We start from the raw sequence: 21,377 nt of genomic DNA on the forward strand, positions 1-21,377 counted from the left end.
GAAAAAACGTACGCCCCGACGGCACGGGCAGTGCCGCCGGGGCGTACGAAAGCAGCGAGCAGGCGTGATTAGCGCTTGCTGTACTGCGGAGCCTTGCGGGCCTTCTTGAGACCGGCCTTCTTCCGCTCGACCGCGCGGTCGTCACGGGAGAGGAAGCCGGCCTTCTTCAGCGCCGGGCGGTTGTTCTCGACGTCCGCCTCGTTCAGCGCACGGGCCACGCCGAGGCGCAGGGCGCCGGCCTGGCCGGAGACACCGCCACCCGCGATGCGGGCGATGACGTCGTAGCGGTTGTCGAGCTCGAGCACCTTGAAGGGCTCGTTGACTTCCTGCTGGTGCACCTTGTTGGGGAAGTAGTCCTCAAGGGTGCGACCGTTGATCTTCCACTTGCCGGTGCCCGGAACGATCCGGACGCGGGCGATGGCGTTCTTGCGACGGCCCAGGCCGGCGGCCGGCTGCGGGTCGCCGAAGCGGGACGCGAGCGACTCGGAGGTGTACTCACCCTCGACGAGCTCGGTCTCGGTGGTGTACTCCTCGACGCCCTCGAACTCGTCGACGGGGATCTCGGGGGTGGTCTCGGCCACGATGCTCCTCAGATTTCTTTCGTTCTTAGGGGGTGTGGCCGGAATTACTGCGCGACCTGGGTGATCTCGAACGGAACCGGCTGCTGGGCAGCGTGCGGGTGGTTCTCGCCCGCGTAGACCTTCAGCTTCGAGAGCATCTGACGGCCCAGGGAGTTCTTGGGGATCATGCCCTTGATGGCCTTCTCGACGGCCTTCTCGGGGTTCTTGTCGAGCAGCTCGTCGTAACGGACGGAGCGCAGACCACCCGGGAAGCCAGAGTGGCGGTAGGCCATCTTCTGGGTCTTCTTGTTGCCGGACAGGTGAACCTTGTCGGCGTTGATGATGATGACGAAGTCGCCCATGTCCATGTGGGGGGCGTAGACCGGCTTGTGCTTGCCTCGCAGGAGGTTCGCAGCCGTCGTCGCCAGACGGCCCAGGACGATGTCCTGCGCGTCGATGATGTGCCACTGGCGAGTGACATCGCCAGGCTTGGGGCTGTACGTACGCACTTCGTAGCCTTCGCTTCTTCAGTGGATGGAGTCCAGACACACCTGAAGCGATCATGCAGCTGGGGCCTGCACTGCCGGGATCATCGCCCGTATGCGAGCCACTGGTAACTGCTCCAGGGAACCTGCGTAAGGGCCCTTCGCGTGAGAACGACGAAGCCAATACGCATAACAAACCGCAACAGTACCCGCGCCACCCCCGACGGGTCAAAACGCCGTGAGACCCCTCTCCCCCGCCGCCCTCACACGCCTCGGCCCCGGGGGCCTCCCCGGCTTCGCCCGGCTGCGCCGGACTCCGTCCGCCGGCCGTGGCCCGAGGCCGAGTTCCGCCGACCGCCCGAGGTCACCGCGCCCGCTCGACCCGCCGCTCGACCTCTCCCCCCCGCCGCCCTCACACGCCTCGGCCCCGGGGGCCTCCCCGGCTTCGCCCGGCTGCGCCGGACTCCGTCCGCCGGCCGTGGCCCGAGGCCGAGTTCCGCCGACCGCCCGAGGTCACCGCGCCCGCTCGACCCGCCGCTCGTCCCACACCGGCTCCGACGTCTCCCGTACGACACCGTCCGACCCGAAGACCAGGAAGCGGTCGAAGCTCTTCGCGAACCACCGGTCGTGCGTGACGGCCATCACCGTGCCCTCGTACGACTCGAGGCCCTCCTGGAGCGCCTCCGCCGACTCCAGGTCCAGGTTGTCCGTCGGCTCGTCGAGCAGCAGCGCCGTCGTACCCGCCAGCTCGAGGAGGAGGATCTGGAACCGCGCCTGCTGCCCGCCCGACAGCTTGTCGAACGGCTGGTCCCCCTGCCGCTCCAGCTCGTACCGCCGCAGCACCGACATCGCCGCGCCCCGGTCCTTGGCGTGCTCGGTCCACAGGATGTCGACGAGCGGCCGCCCGGCCAGCTCCGGGTGCGCGTGGGTCTGCGCGAAGTGCCCCGGCACGACCCGCGCGCCGAGCTTCCAGTCGCCCGTGTGCGCGACCGAGGGGTCACCGGCGAGCAGCCGCAGGAAGTGCGACTTCCCGGACCCGTTCGAGCCGAGGACGGCGACCCGCTCCCCGTAGAAGATCTCAAGGGAGAACGGCTTCATCAGACCGGTCAGTTCGAGGTTCTCGCAGGTCACGGCCCGCACCCCGGTCCGCCCGCCGCGCAGCCGCATCCGGATGTCCTGCTCGCGCGGCGGCTCCGGCGGCGGACCCGCCTCCTCGAACTTCCTCAGCCGCGTCTGCGCCGCCGCGTACCGCGACGCCATCTCGTGGCTGACCGCGGCCGCCTGCCGCAGGTTGATCACCAGCTTCTTCAGCTGCGCGTGCTTCTCGTCCCAGCGCCGCTTCAGCTCCTCGAAGCGGGCGAACCGCTCCCGCCGCGCCTCGTGGAAGGTGTCGAAGCCGCCGCCGTGCACCCAGACGTCCGATCCGGCCGGGCCGGGCTCGACCGCGATGATCTTCTGCGCGCCCCGGGAGAGCAGCTCCCGGTCGTGGGAGATGAAGAGCACGGTCTTACGGGTCTCCCGCAGCCGCTCCTCGAGCCACCGCTTGCCGGGCACGTCGAGGTAGTTGTCCGGCTCGTCGAGCAGCAGCACCTCGTCGGGGCCGCGCAGCAGCGACTCCAGGACGAGCCGCTTCTGCTCACCGCCGGAGAGGGTCCTGACCTGCCGGAACTGCGCCTTGTCGTACGGGACGCCCAGCGCGGCCATCGTGCAGATGTCCCAGAGGGTCTCGGCCTCGTACCCCTGCACCTCGGCCCAGTCGCTGAGGGCCTGCGCGTACTTCATCTGCGCGGCCTCGTCGTCGACGGTCATGATCAGGTGCTCGGCCTCGTCGACGGCCTTCGCCGCCTCCCGGATCCGGGGCTGGGCGACGGAGACCAGCAGGTCGCGGACGGTGGACTCGTCCCGTACGGAGCCGACGAACTGCGGCATCACGCCGAGCCCGCCGCTGACGGTGACGGTGCCGCCGTGCGGCTGGAGCTCCCCCGCGATCATCCGGAGCAGTGTCGTCTTGCCGGCGCCGTTGGCCCCGACGAGGGCGACGACGGCGCCCTCTCCGACCCGGAAGGAGGCGTCCCCGAGCAGGACCCTCCCGTCGGGAAGGTAGTACTCCAGATGTGCGGCCTCGACATGTCCCATGGGATGCATTGTCACCGCCCGCCTGGGCCTCGCCCAACCGGTTTAGGATGCGCGGCATGAGCTTTGGGGGACCGCAGTGGCCGCAGGAGCCGCAGCAGCAGGGGCAGCAGGGGTACGGACAGCAGCCCGGGTACGGGTATCCGCCGCAGCAAGGGCAGGGGCAGGGGCAGCAGCCGGGCTACGGCTACCCGCAGCCCCACCAGCCGCAGCAGCAGCCGAACCCCTTTCCCGGCGCGCAGGGCAGCACTGACACCCCCGACTGGGGCGCCCTGGCCGACGCCTCGGCCTCGCGCGGCCGCCGCAAGCGCCTCCTGATGATCGCCGGCGGCGTCGTGGCCACGGTGGCCGTGGGCGCGATCGTCGCGACCGCCGTCGTGAGCACGAACAAGAAGAACGACGAGGCCAAGAACCCGGTCCCCACCGGCACGGTCTCCCCCACGGGCACGCCGACGCCCGAGCCGACGTTCTCGTCGGTGGCGCCGCCGCCCCCGCCGAACCCGAAGGACTACATCTCCGACCCGAAGAAGGACAAGGCCCCGCTCAGCGCCGAGGGCCTCTTCCCGGGCAAGAAGCTGACCATGAGCGGCCGCGCGTACAAGAAGGGCGCGACCTCCGCCACGACGAACTGCGCGGCCGTCACCCAGGGCGGCCTCGGCACGGTCCTGAAGAGGCACGGCTGCGAGCGGGTGCTCCGCGCCACCTACGTGAAGGACGGCGTGGCGATCACCGTCGGCGTCGCCGTCTTCCCCTCCGAGGCGGCGGCCCAGAAGGCGAAGGACCAGGCCGCCGGCGGCATCGCGCCCCTGACGGGCGCGGGCGTGGGTGACTTCTGCCACGCCACCGTCTGCCTGCGCCGCTCGAACGCGATCGGCCGGTACGCGTACTTCACCCAGGCCGGCTTCGCCAACGGCAGGAAGGTCACCAAGGCCGACGAGCCCGTCTTCCAGGCCAGCGACGACCTCGGCACCTTCGCCTTCAACCAGATCTACGCCCGGGGCCGCGCCCAGGCCTCAGCAGCAGCCGCCGACTCCGGGGAGTGACCGCTTGTTGCGCGCCTCCCGGCTGCGGGCGGCGAGCAGCTCGTCCGCCGGGTAGCCGACCTCTTCGAGGGTGAGGCCGTGCGGCCGCACGACGTGGACGGCCGAGTCCCGGACGCCGGCGGCGAGCACCTTGCCGGGCCAGTCGACCGGCCGGTGGCCGTCGCCGACGAAGAGCAGGGCGCCGACGAGCGAGCGGACCATGTTGTGGCAGAAGGCGTCCGCCTTGACGGTCGCCTCCAGGATCCCGTCCTCGCGCCGCTCCCAGCGCAGCACCTGGAGCGTGCGGATGGTGGTGGCGCCCTCGCGCTTCTTGCAGTACGCGGCGAAGTCGTGCTCGCCGACGAGCGCGGTGGCGGCCTCGTTCATGGCGTCCATGTCGAGGGCCCAGTCGTGCCAGAGCACGTGCCCGCGGAGCAGCGGGTCGACGCCGCCGGGGTTGTCGGTGACGCGGTAGGCGTAGCGGCGCCAGACGGCGGAGAACCGGGCGTTGAAGCCGGCGGGAGCCTCCTCCACCGACCACACCCGCACGTCGTGGGAGAGCCGCCCGGCGAGCCGCCGCAGCAGCTTGTCCCGGTGCTCGGCCCACACGTCCACGGGCAGGTCGACATGGGCGACCTGGCCGCGCGCGTGCACCCCGGCGTCGGTCCGGCCGGCGACGGTCAGCTCGTACGTCTCCTTGGACCGGGTGACGGTCCGCAGGGCGTCCTCGATCTCCCCCTGCACGGTCCGCTGCCCCTGGGCCTGCTTGGCCCAGCCGGAGAAGTCCTTGCCGTCGTACGAAAGGTCGAGCCGAACCCGTACGAACCCGTCCTGCACGTCATCGCTCACGCGAAGATCCTCTCAAAGACACGGGAACGGGCCCGCACCCCAGGGGGTACGGGCCCGCTCACGAGAAACGTACGAAAAACGCTTACGCGTCCTTCGCCTCGTCCTCGGTCGCCTCGACGGCGGCGGCCTCGTCGGCCTCCTTGACGGCGCGCTTGGTGGCGGCCTCGGCCTCGGCAACGGTCGCCTTCTTGGCGATCTCGCCCTCGACCAGCTCGATCACGGCCATCGGGGCGTTGTCGCCACGACGGTTGCCGATCTTGGTGATGCGGGTGTAGCCACCCGGACGCTCCGAGTAACGCGGGGCGATCTCGGTGAAGAGGGTGTGGACGACGCCCTTGTCGGTGATCGTCTGCAGCACCAGGCGACGGTTGTGGATGTCGCCCTTCTTCGCCTTGGTGATCAGGCGCTCGGCGACCGGACGCAGGCGACGGGCCTTGGCCTCGGTCGTGGTGATGCGGCCGTGCTCGAAGAGCGACTTCGCCAGGTTGGCGAGGAGCAGCTTCTCGTGCGCGGCGGAACCGCCGAGGCGGGCACCCTTCGCGGGACGCGGCATGGTGTTTCTCCTTGTGATCTGCACCGGCCGTATGAGGTACCGATGTCAGTGTCCGAGCGGGCGGTCACCCGTCGGAGACCCCGCGCCCCCATGGGGGCGCGGGGAACTGCGCGACCAGCCGAAACCGGTCCGCAGCAAGACTGCGACTAGTACTGCTCGGTCTCGACGAAACCGGCGTCCGCGTCGTCGTCGGCGCCGAAGGCGTCGGCGGCGGCGGTCGGGTCGAATCCGGGCGGCGAGTCCTTCAGCGCGAGGCCCATACCGGCCAGCTTCGCCTTGACCTCGTCGATCGACTTCGCACCGAAGTTGCGGATGTCGAGCAGGTCGGCCTCGGAGCGGGCGACGAGCTCACCCACGGAGTGGATGCCCTCACGCTTGAGGCAGTTGTACGAACGAACGGTGAGCTCGAGCTCCTCGATCGGCAGCGCCAGGTCGGCGGCGAGGGCGGCGTCCGTCGGGGACGGGCCCATGTCGATGCCCTCGGCGTCGATGTTGAGCTCGCGGGCGAGACCGAACAGCTCGACCAGGGTCTTGCCGGCGGACGCCATGGCGTCGCGCGGGCGCATGGCCTGCTTGGTCTCGACGTCGACGATGAGCTTGTCGAAGTCGGTGCGCTGCTCGACTCGGGTCGCCTCGACCTTGTAGGTGACCTTGAGGACCGGCGAGTAGATCGAGTCGACCGGGATGCGGCCGATCTCCTGGCCGACCTGCTTGTTCTGGACGGCGGAGACGTAGCCGCGACCGCGCTCGACGGTCAGCTCCATCTCCAGCTTGCCCTTGGCGTTCAGGGTCGCCAGAACGAGGTCGGGGTTGTGCACCTCGACACCGGCCGGGGGCGCGATGTCGGCGGCGGTGACCAGACCCGGGCCCTGCTTGCGCAGGTACATCACGACCGGCTCGTCGTGCTCCGAGGAGACGACCAGCTGCTTGATGTTGAGGATGAGGTCGGTGACGTCCTCCTTGACGCCCGGCACGGTGGTGAACTCGTGCAGGACACCGTCGATGCGGATGCTGGTGACAGCGGCACCCGGGATCGAGGAGAGGAGGGTACGGCGGAGGGAGTTGCCGAGGGTGTAGCCGAAGCCCGGCTCCAGCGGCTCGATGACGAACCGGGAGCGGAACTCGTCGACGACCTCTTCGGTCAGCGACGGACGCTGAGCGATAAGCATGTCTGTGATTCCTTCATTCGTGGACGCCCACTATTTGACGTCCTCGGGGGTACTGCGTACTGCAAGGGTACGGGCGGTACGTCCCACGAAGGGTCGCACCGCCCGAAAAGTCCTGCTCAAGCAGCCCGTGCGTCAGACGCGGCGGCGCTTGGGGGGACGGCAGCCGTTGTGCGGCGTGGGGGTGACGTCCTGGATCGAACCGACCTCGAGGCCCGTGGCCTGGAGGGAGCGGATCGCGGTCTCACGGCCGGAGCCGGGACCCTTGACGAAGACGTCGACCTTGCGCATGCCGTGCTCCTGCGCGCGGCGGGCGGCCGACTCGGCGGCCATCTGCGCGGCGAAGGGGGTGGACTTGCGCGAGCCCTTGAAGCCGACGTGGCCGGCGGAGGCCCAGGAGATCACGTTGCCCGAGGGGTCCGTGATCGAGACGATCGTGTTGTTGAACGTGCTCTTGATGTGCGCGTGGCCGTGAGCGACGTTCTTCTTTTCCTTGCGGCGCACCTTCTTGGCAGCGCCCTGACGACCCTTGGGGGGCATCTATAACTCCTACGGGAGGTGGTCGGTCCTACAGCGAAGACCGCTTGGTCAAGCGTCCGCTGAGGACTACTTCTTGCCCGGCTTCTTCTTACCGGCGATGGCGCGACGCGGGCCCTTGCGGGTACGAGCGTTCGTGCTGGTGCGCTGACCGCGGACGGGCAGGCCACGACGGTGGCGGAGGCCCTGGTAGCAGCCGATCTCGACCTTGCGGCGGATGTCGGCGGCGATCTCGCGGCGGAGGTCACCCTCGGTCTGGAGGTTGGCGTCCACGTACTCGCGGATCTTGACGAGGTCTTCCTCGGCAAGGTCGCGGACACGGATGGACTCGTTCACGCCGGTCGCGGCGAGGATCTCCTCGGACCGGGTGCGCCCGATACCGAAGACGTAGGTGAGTGCGACCACCACACGCTTGTCACGCGGGATGTCAACACCGGAAACGCGTGCCATTCAATGGCTCCTGTGTTCTCGGGGGTCTGCTGCAGAACCGATCCCGGCTGCCGTATGAGGTACAGGTCGGGTCCCCGGCCCCCGCCGGAGGTGCCGTCAACCGTGGGACACGGTCGGACGGGCTCTGCGTATGTACGTATTGCTATGCGTCGCGCGAAGAACTGCGAGATGCAGGTCGGTCGGCGTGCGTCAGCCCTGGCGCTGCTTGTGGCGCAGGTTGTCGCAGATGACCATGACCCGGCCGTGACGGCGGATCACCTTGCACTTGTCGCAGATCTTCTTGACGCTCGGCTTGACCTTCATGGGATGTGAGGTTCTCCGGGTCAGTGCCACCACCCGCGCAGAGGGCGGGTGCGGGCAAGATCTACTTGTACCGGTAGACGATCCGGCCACGCGTCAGGTCGTACGGAGAGAGCTCCACGACGACCCGGTCGTCCGGGAGGATTCGGATGTAGTGCATCCGCATCTTGCCGGAGATGTGCGCGAGGACCTTGTGACCGTTCTGGAGCTCCACCTTGAACATGGCGTTCGGGAGGGACTCGATCACGGTGCCCTCGATTTCGATGGCACCTTGCTTCTTGGCCACGCTTCGCCTTTCGAATCGGCTACCTTGATCGACTCTCTTCGCCGCGTGCAGGCACACGGGTACACGAGAGCCGACGCATCAGTCTACGTCAGGCCCCAGGAAAAGACGAATCGGGAAGTCTGCCCACCGTAGAAGATCATTACGCAAAGGACGAAACCGCCCTACGCCAGCGGGTCCGGCGCCGCCGTGACGCCCAGCTCGGCGAGCTTCGCCTTGCCGCCGTCGACCGCCGTGAGGACCAGCGGGCCCTCCTCGGTCAGGGCGATGGAGTGCTCCCAGTGGGAGGACCAGGTGCCGTCGGTCGTGACGACCGTCCAGTCGTCCTCCAGGACCTCCGTGCGCGGGGTGCCCAGGGAGACCATCGGCTCGATCGCCAGGCAGAGGCCGGGGACCAGCTTGGGACCCTTGCCGCGCTTGCGGGAGACGTAGTTCAGGAGGTGCGGGTCCATGTGCATCTCCGTACCGATGCCGTGGCCGCCGTAGTCCTCGATGATGCCGTAGCGGCCGAGGCTGTGGTCGCCCACCGCGGGACGCGGCTGGCGCTTGATGTACGACTCGATCGCCTTGGAGATGTCCACCAGGCGGTTGCCGAGCTTCATCGCCGCGATGCCGGCCCACATCGACTCCTCGGTCACCCGGGAGAGCTCGACCAGCTCCGGGGCGTGACCGGTGCCGACGAAGGCGGTGTACGCGGCGTCGCCGTGCCAGCCGTCCACGATCGCGCCGCAGTCGATCGAGATGATGTCGCCGTCCTTGAGGACGGTCTTCTCGTCGGGGATGCCGTGGACGACGACCTCGTTCACCGAGGTGCAGATCGTCGCGGGGAAGCCGCCGTACCCGAGGAAGTTCGACTTCGCCCCGTGGTCGGCGATGACCTTGCGCGCGACCTCGTCGAGGTCCTTCGTCGTCGCACCCGGCACGGCCGCCTCGCGGGTCGCCGCGTGGATGGCGGCGACGACCAGCCCCGCCTCGCGCATCTTCGCGATCTGCTCGGGGGTCTTGATCTGCACCATCGTGGCCGCGGCCTTTCCTTCGAGTACGGGGAACAGAACAACGATACGGCCGCGACGCCCCCGAGGGGCACCGCGGCCGTATCGAACGAACCAGGGTTACTTCTTGAGCGCGTCCATCGCCTTGGCGGTGACCTCGTCCACCTTGCCGAGCGCCGAGATCGTCGCGACCAGGTTCTGCGCCCGGTAGTAGTCGATGATCGGCTCGGTCTCGGTGTGGTAGACCGCCAGACGCTTGCGGACGGTCTCCTCCGTGTCGTCGTCGCGCTGGTACAGCTCGCCGCCGCAGGCGTCGCAGACGCCCTCGGTCTTCGGGGCGTTGTACGTCACGTGGAAGACGTGCGAGGAGTCGTTGCGGCAGATGCGGCGACCCGCGATCCGCTTCACGACCTCGTCCTCGGGGACCTCGAGGTCCAGGACGGCGTCCAGCTCGATGCCGCCGGCCTTCAGGAAGGCGTCCAGGGCCTCGGCCTGGGCCACGTTCCGCGGGAACCCGTCGAGCAGGAAGCCGCCCTCGGCGTCCGCCTGGCGCATGCGGTCCTCGGCCATCCCGATCGTCACGGAGTCCGGCACGAGCTGGCCGGCCTTCATGTACGACTGCGCCTCTACGCCCAGCGGCGTGCCCTGCGAGATGTTGGCACGGAACAGGTCGCCCGTAGAGATGTGCGGGATGCCCAGGTTCTTGGCGAGGTACGCGGCCTGCGTGCCCTTGCCCGCACCGGGCGGTCCGACGAGGACGATTCGCATCAGCGGAGGAACCCTTCGTAATTGCGCTGCTGGAGCTGGCTCTCGATCTGCTTCACGGTCTCCAGCCCCACACCCACGATGATGAGGATGCTCGTCCCGCCGAAGGGGAAGTTGGCATTGGCGCCACCGAAGCCTGCCAACGCCATCGTCGGCACAAGAGCGATCAGACCCAAGTACAGCGAGCCCGGCCAAGTGATCCGGTTGAGCACGTAGCTCAGATACTCGGCAGTAGGTCGACCAGCCCGGATACCCGGGATGAAGCCACCATACTTCTTCATGTTGTCCGCGACTTCCTCGGGGTTGAACGAGATCGCCACGTAGAAGAAGGCGAAGAACACGATCAGGAGGAAGTAGGCGGCGATGTAATAGGGGTGGTCACCCTTGACGAAGTGGGCTTCGATCCAGGTCTTCCAGCCCGCGGTGCTGTTCGAGAACTGCGCGATCAGGGCCGGGATGTAGAGAAGCGACGACGCGAAGATGACAGGAATCACACCTGCCTGATTCACCTTCAACGGGATGTAAGTGGACGTACCGCCGTACGACCTGCGGCCGATCATCCGCTTCGCGTACTGCACCGGGATGCGTCGCTGGGCCTGCTCGACGAAGACCACGAGGGCCACCATCACGAAGCCGATGAGGATGACGGTGCCGAACTCGATCCAGCCCTTGGCGAGCTTGCCGCTCTGCTTGATGGCCCACAGGGCGCCCGGGAAGCCGGCGGCGATCGAGATGAACATCAGGATCGACATGCCGTTGCCGATGCCGCGGTCGGTGATGAGCTCACCGAGCCACATGACGACACCGGTGCCCGCGGTCATCGTGATGACCATGGTGGCGATGGTGAAGATCGACTGATCGGGCACGACCTGGTCGGCGACGATGCAGCCGCTGAAGAGCGCACCGCTCTTGGCGGTCGCGACGAGACCGGTGCCCTGGAGGATGGCGAGAGCCACGGTCAGGTACCGGGTGTACTGCGTGATCTTGGCAGTGCCGGACTGACCCTCCTTCTTGAGGGCTTCGAGGCGGGGGATCACGACGGTCAGCAGCTGCAGGATGATGCTCGCCGTGATGTACGGCATGATGCCGAGCGCGAAGATGGTGATCTGCAGCAGCGCCCCGCCACTGAACATGTTGACCAGGCCGAACAGGCTGTTGTTGCCCTCGCTGGCCTGCTTGACACACTGCTGGACGGCCTCGTAGCTGACGCCGGGGACCGGGATGTGGGCCCCGAGGCGGTACAGCACGATGATGGCGAGCGTGAAGAGCAGCTTCTTGCGCAGGTCGGGCGTCTTGAACGCCCGGGCGAACGCGGTGAGCACGGTGCCTCCTGCGACCCCCGCGCACGTGCGTCAGAGGTGACGGTCTTGAGGTAAAGGACAGAGTTGCACGCCACCTTACCGGCGACCATGCCCCCCTAGGAACGACCAACCGGGGATGCCCCTTTTGAGAGGCATCCCCGGTCGGATGTTCAGGCCATCGAGTCGTCTCAGACGAGCTCGGTGACGGTGCCGCCGGCGGCGGCGATCTTCTCCTTGGCGGAGCCGGAGACGGCGTCGACCGTCACCTGCAGCGCCACGGAGACCTCGCCCTGGCCCAGGACCTTGACGAGCTGGTTCTTGCGAACGGCACCCTTGGCGACCAGGTCGGCCACCGTGACCTCGCCACCCTGCGGGTAGAGCGCGGTGAGCTTGTCCAGGTTCACGACCTGGTACTCGGTGCGGAAGGGGTTCTTGAAGCCCTTCAGCTTCGGAAGACGCATGTGGAGGGGCATCTGGCCACCCTCGAAGCGCTCCGGAACCTGGTAGCGGGCCTTCGTACCCTTCGTACCACGACCGGCCGTCTTACCCTTCGAGGCCTCACCGCGACCCACACGGGTCTTCGCGGTCTTGGCGCCCGGGGCGGGACGGAGGTTGTGGGCCTTCAGCGGGTTGTTCTCCGCCATGTCAGTCAACCTCCTCGACCGTCACGAGGTGGCGGACGGTGTGCACCATGCCGCGGAACTCGGGGCGGTCCTCCTTGACAACCACGTCACCCAGGCGCTTGAGGCCCAGGGAACGCAGGGTGTCGCGGTGGTTCTGCTTGCTGCCGATGTACGACTTCGTCTGCGTGACCTTGAGGCGAGCCATTACGCACCCGCCCCAGCACGCGCACGGAGCAGAGCCGCGGGAGCGACGTCCTCGAGCGGCAGACCACGGCGAGCCGCGATCTCCTCGGGACGCTGCAGGCCCTTGAGGGCCTCCACGGTCGCGTGCACGATGTTGATCGCGTTGTCGGAGCCGAGCGACTTCGACAGGATGTCGTGAACGCCGGCGCACTCGAGGACGGCGCGCACCGGGCCACCGGCGATAACACCGGTACCGGGGGAAGCCGGCTTGAGCAGGACGACGCCCGCGGCCTTCTCGCCCTGGATCGGGTGAGGGATGGTGCCCTGGATGCGGGGAACCTTGAAGAAGTTCTTCTTGGCTTCCTCGACGCCCTTGGCGATGGCCGCGGGAACTTCCTTGGCCTTGCCGTAACCGACACCTACGGTGCCGTCACCGTCACCCACCACGACGAGCGCGGTGAAGCTGAAGCGACGACCACCCTTGACAACCTTGGCGACGCGGTTGATCGCGACAACGCGCTCAACGTACGCGGTCTTCTCGGCGGCAGCGCCACCGTCGCGGCCCTTCCGGTCCCGCCGCTCGCCGCCACCGGCACCGCTTCCGCGGCGCTGGGGTCCAGCCATTGGATTACCTCTCTCTGTTACGTCCGTTAGTCCCGGAACCGGGGCTTAGAACTTCAGCCCGGCTTCGCGGGCGGCGTCAGCCAGAGCGGCAATGCGCCCGGCGTACCTGTTGCCACCACGGTCGAACACGACAGCCTCGACACCGGCGGCCTTGGCGCGCTCGGCGACCAGGGAACCGACCTGCTTGGCCTGCGCGGACTTGTCACCCTCGCCGCCGCGGATCGACGCGTCCAGGGTCGACGCCGACGCAAGGGTGTGACCCTTGAGGTCGTCGATGACCTGAGCGGTGATACCGCGGTTGGAACGCGTCACGACGAGGCGCGGACGCTCCGCCGTACCCGACACGTTCTTGCGGATGCGGATGTGGCGGCGCTTCTTGGCGGCGCCCTTGTAGGCGTCGCCCTTGGCGATCTTCACACCGTATGCCATGGCTTACTTACCAGCCTTTCCGACCTTGCGGCGGATGACCTCGCCCGCGTACTTCACGCCCTTGGCCTTGTAGGGGTCGGGCTTGCGAAGCTTGCGGATGTTGGCGGCGACCTCGCCGACCTTCTGCTTGTCGATGCCCTCGACCGAGAACTTGGTCGGCGACTCGACCTTGAACGAGATGCCCTCGGGCGCCTCGATCAGGATCGGGTGGCTGTAGCCGAGCTGGAACTCCAGACCGGAGCCCTTCGCGGCCACGCGGTAACCGACACCGCTGATCTCGAGCGCCTTGACGTAACCCTGGGTCACACCGGTGATCATGTTGGCCACCAGCGTGCGGGACAGGCCGTGCAGGGCCTTGTTCTGACGCTCGTCGTTCGGACGGTTGACGTTGAGCACGCCATCCTCGCCCTTAACGATCTCGATCGGCGCGGCGACGGTGTGGGTCAGGGTGCCCTTGGAACCCTTGACCGTGACCGTGCGGCCATCGATGGTGACGTCCACGCCGGCGGGAACCTGGATAGGCAGCTTGCCAATACGCGACATTAGCTATTCCTCCGTTCCCGACTACCAGACGTAGGCGAGGACTTCCCCACCTACGCCCTTCTTGCCTGCCTGCTGGCCGGTCAGGAGACCGTGGGACGTGGAGATGATCGCCACGCCCAGGCCGCCGAGGACCTTCGGCAGGTTGGTGGACTTCGCGTAAACCCGGAGGCCGGGCTTCGAGATCCGCTTGATGCCCGCGATGGAGCGCTCACGGTTCGGACCGAACTTGAGCTCGAGGACGAGGTTCTTGCCGACCTCGGCGTCCTCGACCTTCCAGCCCGTGATGAAGCCCTCCTGCTGGAGGATTTCCGCGATGTGAGACTTGATCTTGCTGTGCGGCATCGTCACGGAGTCGTGGTATGCCGAGTTCGCGTTACGCAGACGAGTCAGCATGTCCGCGATCGGATCAGTCATGGTCATGAATTGGCCTTCGGCCTCTCTCGCCGGGGTTTCCTGTATGCGCCATCCCTCTCCCCACACAGGGGCGGGACGGGTGCGGCGCGGGGACCTACGGCGTAGTAAGTCGGTAGGGCGGCGGACGCCCAACCCCACAAGCCTAAGGCATGCGGGGGGTGGGCATCCGCCGACCCAATGCTTACCGAGAGACTCCGGTCATCCCAACTAGGGGATTACCAGGAGCTCTTGGTCACGCCCGGCAGCTCGCCACGGTGAGCCATCTCACGGAGGCACACGCGGCACAGGCCGAACTTGCGGTACACGGAGTGGGGACGACCACAGCGCTGGCAGCGCGTGTAGCCACGCACGCCGAACTTGGGCTTGCGGGCAGCCTTCGCGATGAGAGCCTTCTTCGCCATCTCGCTTACGCCTCCTTGAACGGGAAGCCGAGGTGACGCAGAAGGGCACGGCCCTCGTCGTCGTTGGTCGCCGTGGTCACCACGGTGATGTCCATACCCCGGACACGGTCGATCTTGTCCTGGTCGATCTCGTGGAACATGACCTGCTCCGTGAGACCGAAGGTGTAGTTGCCACGGCCGTCGAACTGCTTGGGGGACAGGCCGCGGAAGTCGCGGATGCGCGGGAGCGCGAGCGACAGGGTGCGGTCCAGGAACTCCCACATGCGGTCGCCACGGAGGGTGACGTGCGCACCGATCGGCTGGCCCTCACGCAGCTTGAACTGCGCGATGGACTTGCGGGCCTTGGTGACGGCCGGCTTCTGACCGGTGATGGTGGTCAGGTCACGGACGGCACCGTCCATGAGCTTCGAGTCACGGGCGGCGTCGCCGACACCCATGTTGACCACGATCTTCACGAGGCCGGGGATCTGCATGACGTTCTCGTACTTGAACTCGTCACGCAGCTTGCCCGCGATCTCCTCGCGGTACTTCGTCTTGAGACGCGGAGTGGTGGTAGCCATCAGATGTCCTCACCCGTCCGCTTGGCAACGCGGATCTTGTTGCCCTCGTCGTCGAAGCGGTAACCGACACGCGTGACGACCTTCTTGCCGTCCTTCTCCACGACCAGCTGGACGTTGGAGACGTGGACCGGAGCCTCGGTCGTCACGATGCCGCCGGCCTGCGAGGGACCGGCCTTGGTGTGCTTCTTGACCCGGTTGACACCCTCGACCAGGACACGGTTCTCGCTCGGGAAGGCCGTGATGACCTTGCCCTGCTTGCCCTTGTCCTTGCCGGTGATGACCTGGACCAGGTCGCCCTTCTTGATCTTCATGCTTACAGCACCTCCGGCGCGAGCGAGATGATCTTCATGAACTTCTTCTCGCGCAGCTCACGGCCGACCGGGCCGAAGATACGGGTGCCACGAGGGTCGCCGTCGTTCTTGAGAATGACAGCGGCGTTCTCGTCGAAGCGGATGTACGAGCCGTCCTGGCGGCGGCGCTCCTTGACGGTGCGAACGATGACCGCCTTGACGACGTCACCCTTCTTCACGTTGCCACCGGGGATCGCGTCCTTGACGGTGGCGACGATGACGTCACCGATGCCCGCGTAGCGGCGACCCGAGCCACCGAGAACACGGATGCAAAGGATCTCCTTGGCACCAGTGTTGTCGGCGACACGCAGTCGCGACTCCTGCTGGATCACGTCTATCTCCTGATTGTCTGCCGGTTCCCGGCCGGGGCTTCACGAAGAAGCCCCGGCCGAGCCTGGCGGAACTGACTCGAGGGAAACCCCTCGAGTAATTACTTGGCCTTCTCGAGGATCTCGACGACGCGCCAGTGCTTCGTCGACGACAGCTTCCGGGTCTCCATCAGGAGGACGCGGTCGCCGATGCCGGCAGCGTTCTGCTCGTCGTGAGCCTTGAGCTTGTTCGTACGGCGGATGACCTTGCCGTACAGCGCGTGCTTGACGCGGTCCTCGACAGCGACGACGACGGTCTTGTCCATCTTGTCGCTGACGACCAGGCCCTCGCGGACCTTGCGAGCGTTGCGCTCGGTCTTCTCAGTCACGTTGCTCTCGCTCATCAGGCGTTCTCCACCGTCTCGATGCCCAGCTCACGCTCACGCATCAGGGTGTAGATCCGGGCGATGTCCTTACGGACGGACTTGAGCCGACCGTGGTTCTCGAGCTGGCCCGTCGCCGCCTGGAAGCGGAGGTTGAACAGCTCTTCCTTGGCCTCGCGGAGCTTGTTGAGAAGCTCCTCGTTGCCCAGCTCGCGCAGCTCGGACGCCTTGGTACCGGCCGACATCACAGCTCACCTGCTTCGCGCTTCACGATCTTGCACTTCATCGGCAGCTTGTGGGCCGCACGGGTCAGGGCCTCGCGCGCGATCTTCTCGTTCGGGTAGGACAGTTCGAACATCACCCGACCCGGCTTGACGTTCGCGATCCACCACTCCGGAGAACCCTTACCGGAACCCATGCGGGTCTCGGCGGGCTTCTTCGTCAGCGGGCGGTCCGGGTAGATGTTGATCCAGACCTTGCCGCCACGCTTGATGTGGCGGGTCATCGCGATACGAGCCGCCTCGATCTGGCGGTTGGTCACGTACGCCGGCGTGAGGGCCTGAATGCCGTACTCGCCGAACGCAACCTGCGTACCACCCTTGCTCGCGCCGGAGCGCTTCGGGTGGTGCTGCTTGCGGTGCTTGACCCTACGGGGGATCAGCATGTCGGTCAGGCCTCCGTTCCGGTGCTCTCAGCCGGAGCAGCGGCGGCAGCCTCGGCCTTGGGGGCCTCGGCGGCCGGAGCCGACTGCTGCGGCTTGCGGCCGCGGCCGCCACGCTCGCCACCGCGGCCACCACGGCCGGCCGGGCGGTCGCCAGCGCCGGCGCCACGGGCCGGGCGGTTACCCGCACGGGCAGCGGCGTTCTCGGCGCGGACCTCGGCGATGTTCTTGACGTCGCCCTTGTAGATCCAGACCTTGACGCCAATACGACCGAAGGTCGTCTTGGCCTCGAAGAAGCCGTAGTCCACGTTCGCGCGGAGCGTGTGCAGCGGCACACGGCCCTCGCGGTAGAACTCCGAGCGGGACATCTCGGCGCCGCCGAGACGACCGCCGCACTGGATCTTGATGCCCTTGGCGCCGGCCTTCATCGTGCCCTGCATGCTCTTACGCATGGCGCGACGGAAGGAGACGCGGGAGGAGAGCTGCTCGGCAACGGCCTGGGCGACCAGCTGGGCGTCCATCTCGGGGTTCTTGACCTCGAGGATGTTCAGCTGGACCTGCTTGCCCGTGAGCTTCTCGAGGTCGCCGCGGATGCGGTCGGCCTCGGCGCCACGGCGGCCGATGACGATGCCGGGACGCGCGGTGTGGATGTCCACCCGCACGCGGTCACGGGTGCGCTCGATCTCAACCTTCGAGATGCCGGCGCGCTCCATGCCGGACGTCATCATCCGACGGATGGCGACGTCTTCCTTGACGTAGTCCTTGTACAGCTTGTCGGCGTACCAGCGGGACTTGAAGTCCGTGGTGATGCCGAGCCGGAACCCATGCGGGTTAACCTTCTGGCCCATTACCGGGTTCCTTCCTTGCTGCTGACGACCACGGTGATGTGGCTGGTCCGCTTACGGATCCGGTAGGCACGGCCCTGGGCACGCGGACGGAACCGCTTCAGGGTCGGGCCCTCATCGACGAACGCCTCGCTGATGAACAGCGAAGAGGCGTCCGTGTGGTCGTAGTTGTGCGCGGCGTTGGCGATGGCGCTGTCAAGCACCTTGCCAACCGGCACGCTCGCGGCCTGCGGGGCGAAACGCAGGACCGCCTGAGCCTCCGTGGCGTCCATGCCACGGATAAGGTCCACCACGCGGCGGGCCTTCATGGGCGTGACGCGGATGTACCGCGCCTGGGCCCTGGCTTCCATGGTTGTCCTTCCAGTGTCTGTCATGGTCATTCCACCCCGCTACTAGCGGCGCTTCGACTTCCGGTCGTCCTTCACGTGACCCCGGAAGGTGCGCGTCGGCGAGAACTCGCCGAGCTTGTGGCCGACCATCGACTCGGTGACAAACACCGGAATGTGGGTCTTGCCGTTGTGCACCGCGATCGTGTGGCCGAGCATGGCCGGGATGATCATCGAGCGACGGGACCAGGTCTTGATGACGTTCTTGGTACCGGCTTCGTTCTGGGCGTCCACCTTCTTGACGAGGTGGCCGTCGACGAAGGGTCCCTTCTTGAGACTGCGCGGCATCTAAACCCGCTCCTAGCGCTTCTTGTTCGTCTTGCGGCGGCGGACGATGTACTTGTTCGAAGCCTTCTTCGGCGAACGAGTACGACCCTCCTTCTGACCCCACGGGGAGACCGGGTGGCGACCACCGGAGGTCTTGCCCTCACCACCACCGTGCGGGTGGTCGACCGGGTTCATCGCCACACCGCGGACGGTCGGGCGAACGCCAAGCCAGCGCTTGCGGCCGGCCTTGCCCCAGTTGATGTTCGACTGCTCGGCGTTGCCGACCTCGCCGATGGTGGCGCGGCAGCGGGCGTCGACGAGACGGATCTCACCGGACGGCATGCGGAGGTGGGCCATCGTGCCCTCCTTCGCCAGCAGCTGCACGGACGCACCAGCGGAACGCGCGAACTTGGCGCCGCCACCGGGACGGAGCTCGATCGCGTGGATCGTGGTACCGACCGGGATGTTGCGGAGCGCCAGGTTGTTGCCGGGCTTGATGTCCGCGCCCGGGCCGTTCTCGACGCGGTCGCCCTGGGTCAGACCCTTGGGGGCGATGATGTAGCGCTTCTCGCCGTCCACGTAGTGGAGGAGCGCGATGCGCGCGGTGCGGTTGGGGTCGTACTCGATGTGAGCGACCTTGGCCGGCACGCCGTCCTTGTCGTGACGACGGAAGTCGATCACACGGTAGGCGCGCTTGTGGCCACCGCCCTGGTGACGGACGGTCACACGACCGGTGTTGTTACGGCCGCCCTTGCTGTGCAGGGGGCGGACCAGCGACTTCTCCGGCGTGGACCGCGTGATCTCGACGAAGTCGGCTACGGAGGAGCCACGGCGGCCCGGCGTAGTCGGCTTGTACTTGCGGATTCCCATTTCTCAGTCCTCGTCCGATTCCGGACGATCCAGACCGCCGTTAGGCGGTCGGACCGCCGAAGATGTCGATACGGTTGCCCTCGGCAAGGGTCACGATGGCGCGCTTGGTGTCCTTGCGCTTGCCGAAACCGGCCTTGGTGCGCTTGCGCTTGCCCTGGCGGTTGATCGTGTTGACCCCGGTGACCTTGACCGAGAAGACCGCCTCGACGGCCTGCTTGATCTGGGTCTTGTTGGAGCCAGGCGCGACGATGAACGTGTACTTGTTCTCGTCCAGCAGGGCGTAGCTCTTCTCCGAGACGACCGGCTTGACGAGAATGTCGCGCGGGTCCGAGAAGGTCTTGCTGGTGACGACGGCCTCAGTCATCAGGCGTCGCTCCCTTCGGTCTCAGCGGTCTGGGGGCCAGACACGAAGGACTCGAGGGCGGCCTGGGTGAAGACCACGTCGTCGGAGACGATCACGTCGTACGTGTTGAGCTGGCCCGGCTCCAGGATGTGCACCTGGGGCAGGTTACGAGCGGACAGCCACGCGGCCTCGTCGGAGCGCTCGACGACCAGGAGCAGGTTCTTGCGCTCCGAGATCTTGCCGAACAGCGTCTTGGCGGCCTTGGTGGAGATGCCACCCTCGACCACGCCGGTGACGACGTGGATGCGGGAGTGGTTCGCCCGGTCCGACAGGGCACCGCGGAGGGCGGCGGCCTTCATCTTCTTCGGGGTCCGCTGCGAGTAGTCACGCGGCACGGGACCGTGCACGACGCCACCACCGGCGAACTGCGGGGCGCGGGTCGAACCCTGACGGGCGCGGCCGGTGCCCTTCTGGCGGTAAGGCTTCTTGCCACCACCGCGGACTTCGCCACGGGTCTTGGTCTTGTGCGTGCCCTGACGGGCCGCGGCCAGCTGCGCGACGACGACCTGGTGGATCAGCGGGACGCTGACCTTGGCGCCGAAGATCTCCTCGGGGAGCTCGACGGTCCCGGCCTTGTCGCCAGACGGCGAAAGGATGTCAATGGTGCTCATCGGTTCCTCAAACCCCCTTGGCCGCGGTGCGGACCAGGACGAGGCCACCGTTGGGGCCGGGGACGGCGCCCTTGATGAGCAGCAGACCCTTCTCGGCGTCAACGGCGTGGACGGTCAGGTTCTGGGTGGTCACACGCTCGTTGCCCATGCGACCGGCCATGCGCATGCCCTTGAAGACACGGCCCGGGGTGGCGCAGCCACCGATCGAACCGGGCTTGCGGTGCACGCGGTGGGCACCGTGCGAGGCCTTGCCACCACGGAAGTTGTGGCGCTTCATCGCACCGGCGAAGCCCTTGCCCTTGCTCTTGCCGGTGACGTCGACCTTCACGCCGGCCTCGAAGACCTCGGCGGTGATCTCCTGGCCGAGCGTGTACTCGGAGGCGTCAGCGGTGCGGAGCTCCACCAGGTGGCGGCGCGGGGTGACGTCGGCCTTGGCGAAGTGGCCCTTGAGGGGCTTGTTCACCTTGCGCGGGTCGATCTCGCCGAAGGCGATCTGGACCGACTCGTAGCCGTCGACGTCGTTCGTACGGACCTGGGTCACGACATTCGGGCCGGCCTTGACGACGGTCACCGGGACGACCCGGTTGTTCTCGTCCCAGACCTGCGTCATGCCGAGCTTCTCGCCCAGGATGCCCTTGATGTTCTTAGCCATCTCGCGCGTCACCTCAGAGCTTGATCTCGATGTCGACGCCCGCCGGCAGGTCGAGGCGCATGAGCGAGTCAACCGTCTTCGGCGTGGGGTCGAGGATGTCGATGAGGCGCTTGTGCGTGCGCATCTCGAAGTGCTCGCGCGAGTCCTTGTACTTGTGCGGCGACTTGATGACGCAGTACACGTTCTTCTCAGTGGGCAGCGGCACCGGGCCCGCGACCGACGCACCAGTGCGGGTCACCGTCTCGACGATCTTCTTCGCCGAGGAGTCGATGACCTCGTGGTCGTAGGCCTTGAGCCGGATGCGGATCTTCTGTCCCGCCATGGCTACTAGTAGTCCTTTGTCTCGTAACGCTCTGGAACCCGGTACGTTCGCGGTTTCCTCCGACCCACGCGGTCGGGCGTGTCGCGCTCCCTCTACGCAGAAATCCCAGAGGATTTCCCAACCAAGGGGGCACGGTCGCCATGACC

Annotated in this window: 35 protein-coding genes; 1 reads left to right on the forward strand and 34 read right to left on the reverse strand. The window is 67.2% G+C overall.

The genetic code is table 11. The annotated features are described in order from the left end of the window. Nucleotides 1-68 precede the first annotated feature (68 nt). The 3 genes from rpsI to ACFYX3_RS03215 all read right to left on the reverse strand — a co-directional run bounded on the left by rpsI (nucleotide 69) and on the right by ACFYX3_RS03215 (nucleotide 3,181). Nucleotides 69-581, reverse strand: a complete 513-nt coding sequence (gene rpsI / locus ACFYX3_RS03205; RefSeq protein WP_116159332.1) for a 30S ribosomal protein S9 — start codon at nucleotides 579-581, stop codon at nucleotides 69-71. A 44-nt stretch (nucleotides 582-625) separates the two neighbouring features. Then, the gene (rplM, locus tag ACFYX3_RS03210) at nucleotides 626-1,069 is read right to left on the reverse strand and encodes a 50S ribosomal protein L13 (RefSeq protein ID WP_041130788.1); all 444 of its coding nucleotides are present in this window, start codon (nucleotides 1,067-1,069) and stop codon (nucleotides 626-628) included. Between the two features lie 489 nt (nucleotides 1,070-1,558). Next, complete coding sequence (locus ACFYX3_RS03215) at nucleotides 1,559-3,181, reverse strand: ABC-F family ATP-binding cassette domain-containing protein (protein ID WP_389007503.1); 1,623 nt, start codon at nucleotides 3,179-3,181, stop codon at nucleotides 1,559-1,561. Between the two features lie 56 nt (nucleotides 3,182-3,237). On the opposite strand from ACFYX3_RS03215, the gene ACFYX3_RS03220 reads away from it, so the two are divergent. Further along, nucleotides 3,238-4,221 carry a hypothetical protein gene (locus tag ACFYX3_RS03220; RefSeq protein WP_389007505.1) on the forward strand — a complete coding sequence of 328 codons (984 nt, stop codon included), beginning with the start codon at nucleotides 3,238-3,240 and terminating at the stop codon, nucleotides 4,219-4,221. Here the strand turns inward: ACFYX3_RS03220 and truA are convergent. From truA to rpsJ, 31 genes are all read right to left on the reverse strand, one after another. Further along, complete coding sequence (gene truA, locus ACFYX3_RS03225) at nucleotides 4,192-5,049, reverse strand: tRNA pseudouridine(38-40) synthase TruA (RefSeq protein WP_359507645.1); 858 nt, start codon at nucleotides 5,047-5,049, stop codon at nucleotides 4,192-4,194. The genes ACFYX3_RS03220 and truA overlap by 30 nt on opposite strands. 82 nt (nucleotides 5,050-5,131) lie before the next feature. Next, on the reverse strand, nucleotides 5,132-5,602 hold the full coding sequence (gene rplQ / locus ACFYX3_RS03230) for a 50S ribosomal protein L17 (RefSeq protein WP_189847048.1): 471 nt from the start codon (nucleotides 5,600-5,602) through the stop codon (nucleotides 5,132-5,134). 146 nt (nucleotides 5,603-5,748) lie between these two features. Continuing rightward, nucleotides 5,749-6,771, reverse strand: a complete 1,023-nt coding sequence (locus ACFYX3_RS03235; RefSeq protein WP_004946635.1) for a DNA-directed RNA polymerase subunit alpha — start codon at nucleotides 6,769-6,771, stop codon at nucleotides 5,749-5,751. A 132-nt stretch (nucleotides 6,772-6,903) separates the two neighbouring features. Continuing rightward, nucleotides 6,904-7,308: a 30S ribosomal protein S11 gene (gene rpsK, locus ACFYX3_RS03240; RefSeq protein ID WP_003956432.1), complete on the reverse strand. Its 405-nt coding sequence runs from the start codon at nucleotides 7,306-7,308 to the stop codon at nucleotides 6,904-6,906. 66 nt (nucleotides 7,309-7,374) lie between these two features. Continuing rightward, nucleotides 7,375-7,755, reverse strand: coding sequence for a 30S ribosomal protein S13 (gene rpsM / locus ACFYX3_RS03245; protein ID WP_116159336.1), 381 nt, complete (start codon nucleotides 7,753-7,755; stop codon nucleotides 7,375-7,377). 189 nt (nucleotides 7,756-7,944) lie between these two features. After that, nucleotides 7,945-8,058 carry a 50S ribosomal protein L36 gene (rpmJ, locus tag ACFYX3_RS03250; protein WP_003956441.1) on the reverse strand — a complete coding sequence of 38 codons (114 nt, stop codon included), beginning with the start codon at nucleotides 8,056-8,058 and terminating at the stop codon, nucleotides 7,945-7,947. Between the two features lie 61 nt (nucleotides 8,059-8,119). Further along, on the reverse strand, nucleotides 8,120-8,341 hold the full coding sequence (gene infA / locus ACFYX3_RS03255) for a translation initiation factor IF-1 (RefSeq protein ID WP_003956442.1): 222 nt from the start codon (nucleotides 8,339-8,341) through the stop codon (nucleotides 8,120-8,122). A gap of 161 nt (nucleotides 8,342-8,502) precedes the next feature. Continuing rightward, nucleotides 8,503-9,354: a type I methionyl aminopeptidase gene (gene map, locus ACFYX3_RS03260; protein ID WP_389007508.1), complete on the reverse strand. Its 852-nt coding sequence runs from the start codon at nucleotides 9,352-9,354 to the stop codon at nucleotides 8,503-8,505. 96 nt (nucleotides 9,355-9,450) lie between these two features. After that, nucleotides 9,451-10,098 carry an adenylate kinase gene (locus ACFYX3_RS03265; protein WP_376591500.1) on the reverse strand — a complete coding sequence of 216 codons (648 nt, stop codon included), beginning with the start codon at nucleotides 10,096-10,098 and terminating at the stop codon, nucleotides 9,451-9,453. Next, complete coding sequence (secY, locus tag ACFYX3_RS03270) at nucleotides 10,098-11,417, reverse strand: preprotein translocase subunit SecY (RefSeq protein WP_389007511.1); 1,320 nt, start codon at nucleotides 11,415-11,417, stop codon at nucleotides 10,098-10,100. Before secY ends, ACFYX3_RS03265 begins: the two co-directional genes overlap by 1 nt. 167 nt (nucleotides 11,418-11,584) lie before the next feature. Further along, nucleotides 11,585-12,040 carry a 50S ribosomal protein L15 gene (gene rplO, locus ACFYX3_RS03275; protein WP_030687807.1) on the reverse strand — a complete coding sequence of 152 codons (456 nt, stop codon included), beginning with the start codon at nucleotides 12,038-12,040 and terminating at the stop codon, nucleotides 11,585-11,587. A 1-nt stretch (nucleotide 12,041) separates the two neighbouring features. Further along, a complete protein-coding gene (gene rpmD, locus ACFYX3_RS03280) occupies nucleotides 12,042-12,224 on the reverse strand; it encodes a 50S ribosomal protein L30 (RefSeq protein ID WP_041130781.1) in 183 nt (60 codons plus the stop codon). Continuing rightward, entirely contained in the window at nucleotides 12,224-12,826 is a 603-nt protein-coding gene (rpsE, locus tag ACFYX3_RS03285) for a 30S ribosomal protein S5 (protein ID WP_015035588.1), read from the reverse strand. Before rpsE ends, rpmD begins: the two co-directional genes overlap by 1 nt. 45 nt (nucleotides 12,827-12,871) lie before the next feature. After that, entirely contained in the window at nucleotides 12,872-13,255 is a 384-nt protein-coding gene (gene rplR / locus ACFYX3_RS03290; protein WP_056651228.1) for a 50S ribosomal protein L18, read from the reverse strand. Nucleotides 13,256-13,258: 3 nt separating this feature from the next. Continuing rightward, a complete protein-coding gene (rplF, locus tag ACFYX3_RS03295; protein WP_389007515.1) occupies nucleotides 13,259-13,798 on the reverse strand; it encodes a 50S ribosomal protein L6 in 540 nt (179 codons plus the stop codon). Nucleotides 13,799-13,819: 21 nt separating this feature from the next. Further along, nucleotides 13,820-14,218, reverse strand: a complete 399-nt coding sequence (gene rpsH, locus ACFYX3_RS03300) for a 30S ribosomal protein S8 (RefSeq protein WP_015035585.1) — start codon at nucleotides 14,216-14,218, stop codon at nucleotides 13,820-13,822. A 209-nt stretch (nucleotides 14,219-14,427) separates the two neighbouring features. Beyond that, a complete protein-coding gene (locus ACFYX3_RS03305) occupies nucleotides 14,428-14,613 on the reverse strand; it encodes a type Z 30S ribosomal protein S14 (RefSeq protein WP_003948630.1) in 186 nt (61 codons plus the stop codon). A gap of 5 nt (nucleotides 14,614-14,618) precedes the next feature. Then, nucleotides 14,619-15,176 carry a 50S ribosomal protein L5 gene (rplE, locus tag ACFYX3_RS03310; protein ID WP_093874534.1) on the reverse strand — a complete coding sequence of 186 codons (558 nt, stop codon included), beginning with the start codon at nucleotides 15,174-15,176 and terminating at the stop codon, nucleotides 14,619-14,621. After that, entirely contained in the window at nucleotides 15,173-15,484 is a 312-nt protein-coding gene (gene rplX / locus ACFYX3_RS03315; RefSeq protein WP_017239581.1) for a 50S ribosomal protein L24, read from the reverse strand. The genes rplE and rplX overlap by 4 nt, the downstream gene beginning before the upstream one ends. Before the next feature lie 2 nt (nucleotides 15,485-15,486). Beyond that, nucleotides 15,487-15,855: a 50S ribosomal protein L14 gene (gene rplN / locus ACFYX3_RS03320; RefSeq protein WP_003956455.1), complete on the reverse strand. Its 369-nt coding sequence runs from the start codon at nucleotides 15,853-15,855 to the stop codon at nucleotides 15,487-15,489. Between the two features lie 98 nt (nucleotides 15,856-15,953). Next, complete coding sequence (gene rpsQ, locus ACFYX3_RS03325; protein ID WP_024755411.1) at nucleotides 15,954-16,235, reverse strand: 30S ribosomal protein S17; 282 nt, start codon at nucleotides 16,233-16,235, stop codon at nucleotides 15,954-15,956. Beyond that, nucleotides 16,235-16,459, reverse strand: coding sequence for a 50S ribosomal protein L29 (gene rpmC, locus ACFYX3_RS03330; RefSeq protein WP_017239580.1), 225 nt, complete (start codon nucleotides 16,457-16,459; stop codon nucleotides 16,235-16,237). The genes rpsQ and rpmC overlap by 1 nt, the downstream gene beginning before the upstream one ends. Beyond that, the gene (gene rplP / locus ACFYX3_RS03335) at nucleotides 16,459-16,878 is read right to left on the reverse strand and encodes a 50S ribosomal protein L16 (RefSeq protein WP_017239579.1); all 420 of its coding nucleotides are present in this window, start codon (nucleotides 16,876-16,878) and stop codon (nucleotides 16,459-16,461) included. Before rplP ends, rpmC begins: the two co-directional genes overlap by 1 nt. A 5-nt stretch (nucleotides 16,879-16,883) precedes the next feature. After that, entirely contained in the window at nucleotides 16,884-17,723 is an 840-nt protein-coding gene (gene rpsC / locus ACFYX3_RS03340) for a 30S ribosomal protein S3 (protein WP_015035579.1), read from the reverse strand. Beyond that, nucleotides 17,723-18,070 (reverse strand): 50S ribosomal protein L22, encoded by a 348-nt coding sequence (rplV, locus tag ACFYX3_RS03345; protein ID WP_030359020.1) that lies wholly within the window; start codon nucleotides 18,068-18,070, stop codon nucleotides 17,723-17,725. The genes rpsC and rplV overlap by 1 nt, the downstream gene beginning before the upstream one ends. Nucleotides 18,071-18,112: 42 nt before the next feature. Next, nucleotides 18,113-18,394: a 30S ribosomal protein S19 gene (gene rpsS, locus ACFYX3_RS03350; protein ID WP_015035577.1), complete on the reverse strand. Its 282-nt coding sequence runs from the start codon at nucleotides 18,392-18,394 to the stop codon at nucleotides 18,113-18,115. Between the two features lie 12 nt (nucleotides 18,395-18,406). Further along, nucleotides 18,407-19,243, reverse strand: coding sequence for a 50S ribosomal protein L2 (gene rplB / locus ACFYX3_RS03355; RefSeq protein ID WP_030208986.1), 837 nt, complete (start codon nucleotides 19,241-19,243; stop codon nucleotides 18,407-18,409). 40 nt (nucleotides 19,244-19,283) lie between these two features. Beyond that, nucleotides 19,284-19,607 carry a 50S ribosomal protein L23 gene (gene rplW, locus ACFYX3_RS03360; protein WP_024755407.1) on the reverse strand — a complete coding sequence of 108 codons (324 nt, stop codon included), beginning with the start codon at nucleotides 19,605-19,607 and terminating at the stop codon, nucleotides 19,284-19,286. Then, complete coding sequence (rplD, locus tag ACFYX3_RS03365) at nucleotides 19,607-20,257, reverse strand: 50S ribosomal protein L4 (protein WP_189800378.1); 651 nt, start codon at nucleotides 20,255-20,257, stop codon at nucleotides 19,607-19,609. The genes rplW and rplD overlap by 1 nt, the downstream gene beginning before the upstream one ends. A gap of 7 nt (nucleotides 20,258-20,264) precedes the next feature. Then, the gene (rplC, locus tag ACFYX3_RS03370; RefSeq protein WP_030687820.1) at nucleotides 20,265-20,909 is read right to left on the reverse strand and encodes a 50S ribosomal protein L3; all 645 of its coding nucleotides are present in this window, start codon (nucleotides 20,907-20,909) and stop codon (nucleotides 20,265-20,267) included. Nucleotides 20,910-20,922: 13 nt separating this feature from the next. Further along, nucleotides 20,923-21,231, reverse strand: a complete 309-nt coding sequence (gene rpsJ / locus ACFYX3_RS03375) for a 30S ribosomal protein S10 (protein WP_003948644.1) — start codon at nucleotides 21,229-21,231, stop codon at nucleotides 20,923-20,925. Nucleotides 21,232-21,377 lie beyond the last annotated feature (146 nt).

The organism is Streptomyces sp. NPDC002463, assembly GCF_042889835.1.
Lineage (GTDB): Bacteria > Actinomycetota > Actinomycetes > Streptomycetales > Streptomycetaceae > Streptomyces > Streptomyces nymphaeiformis.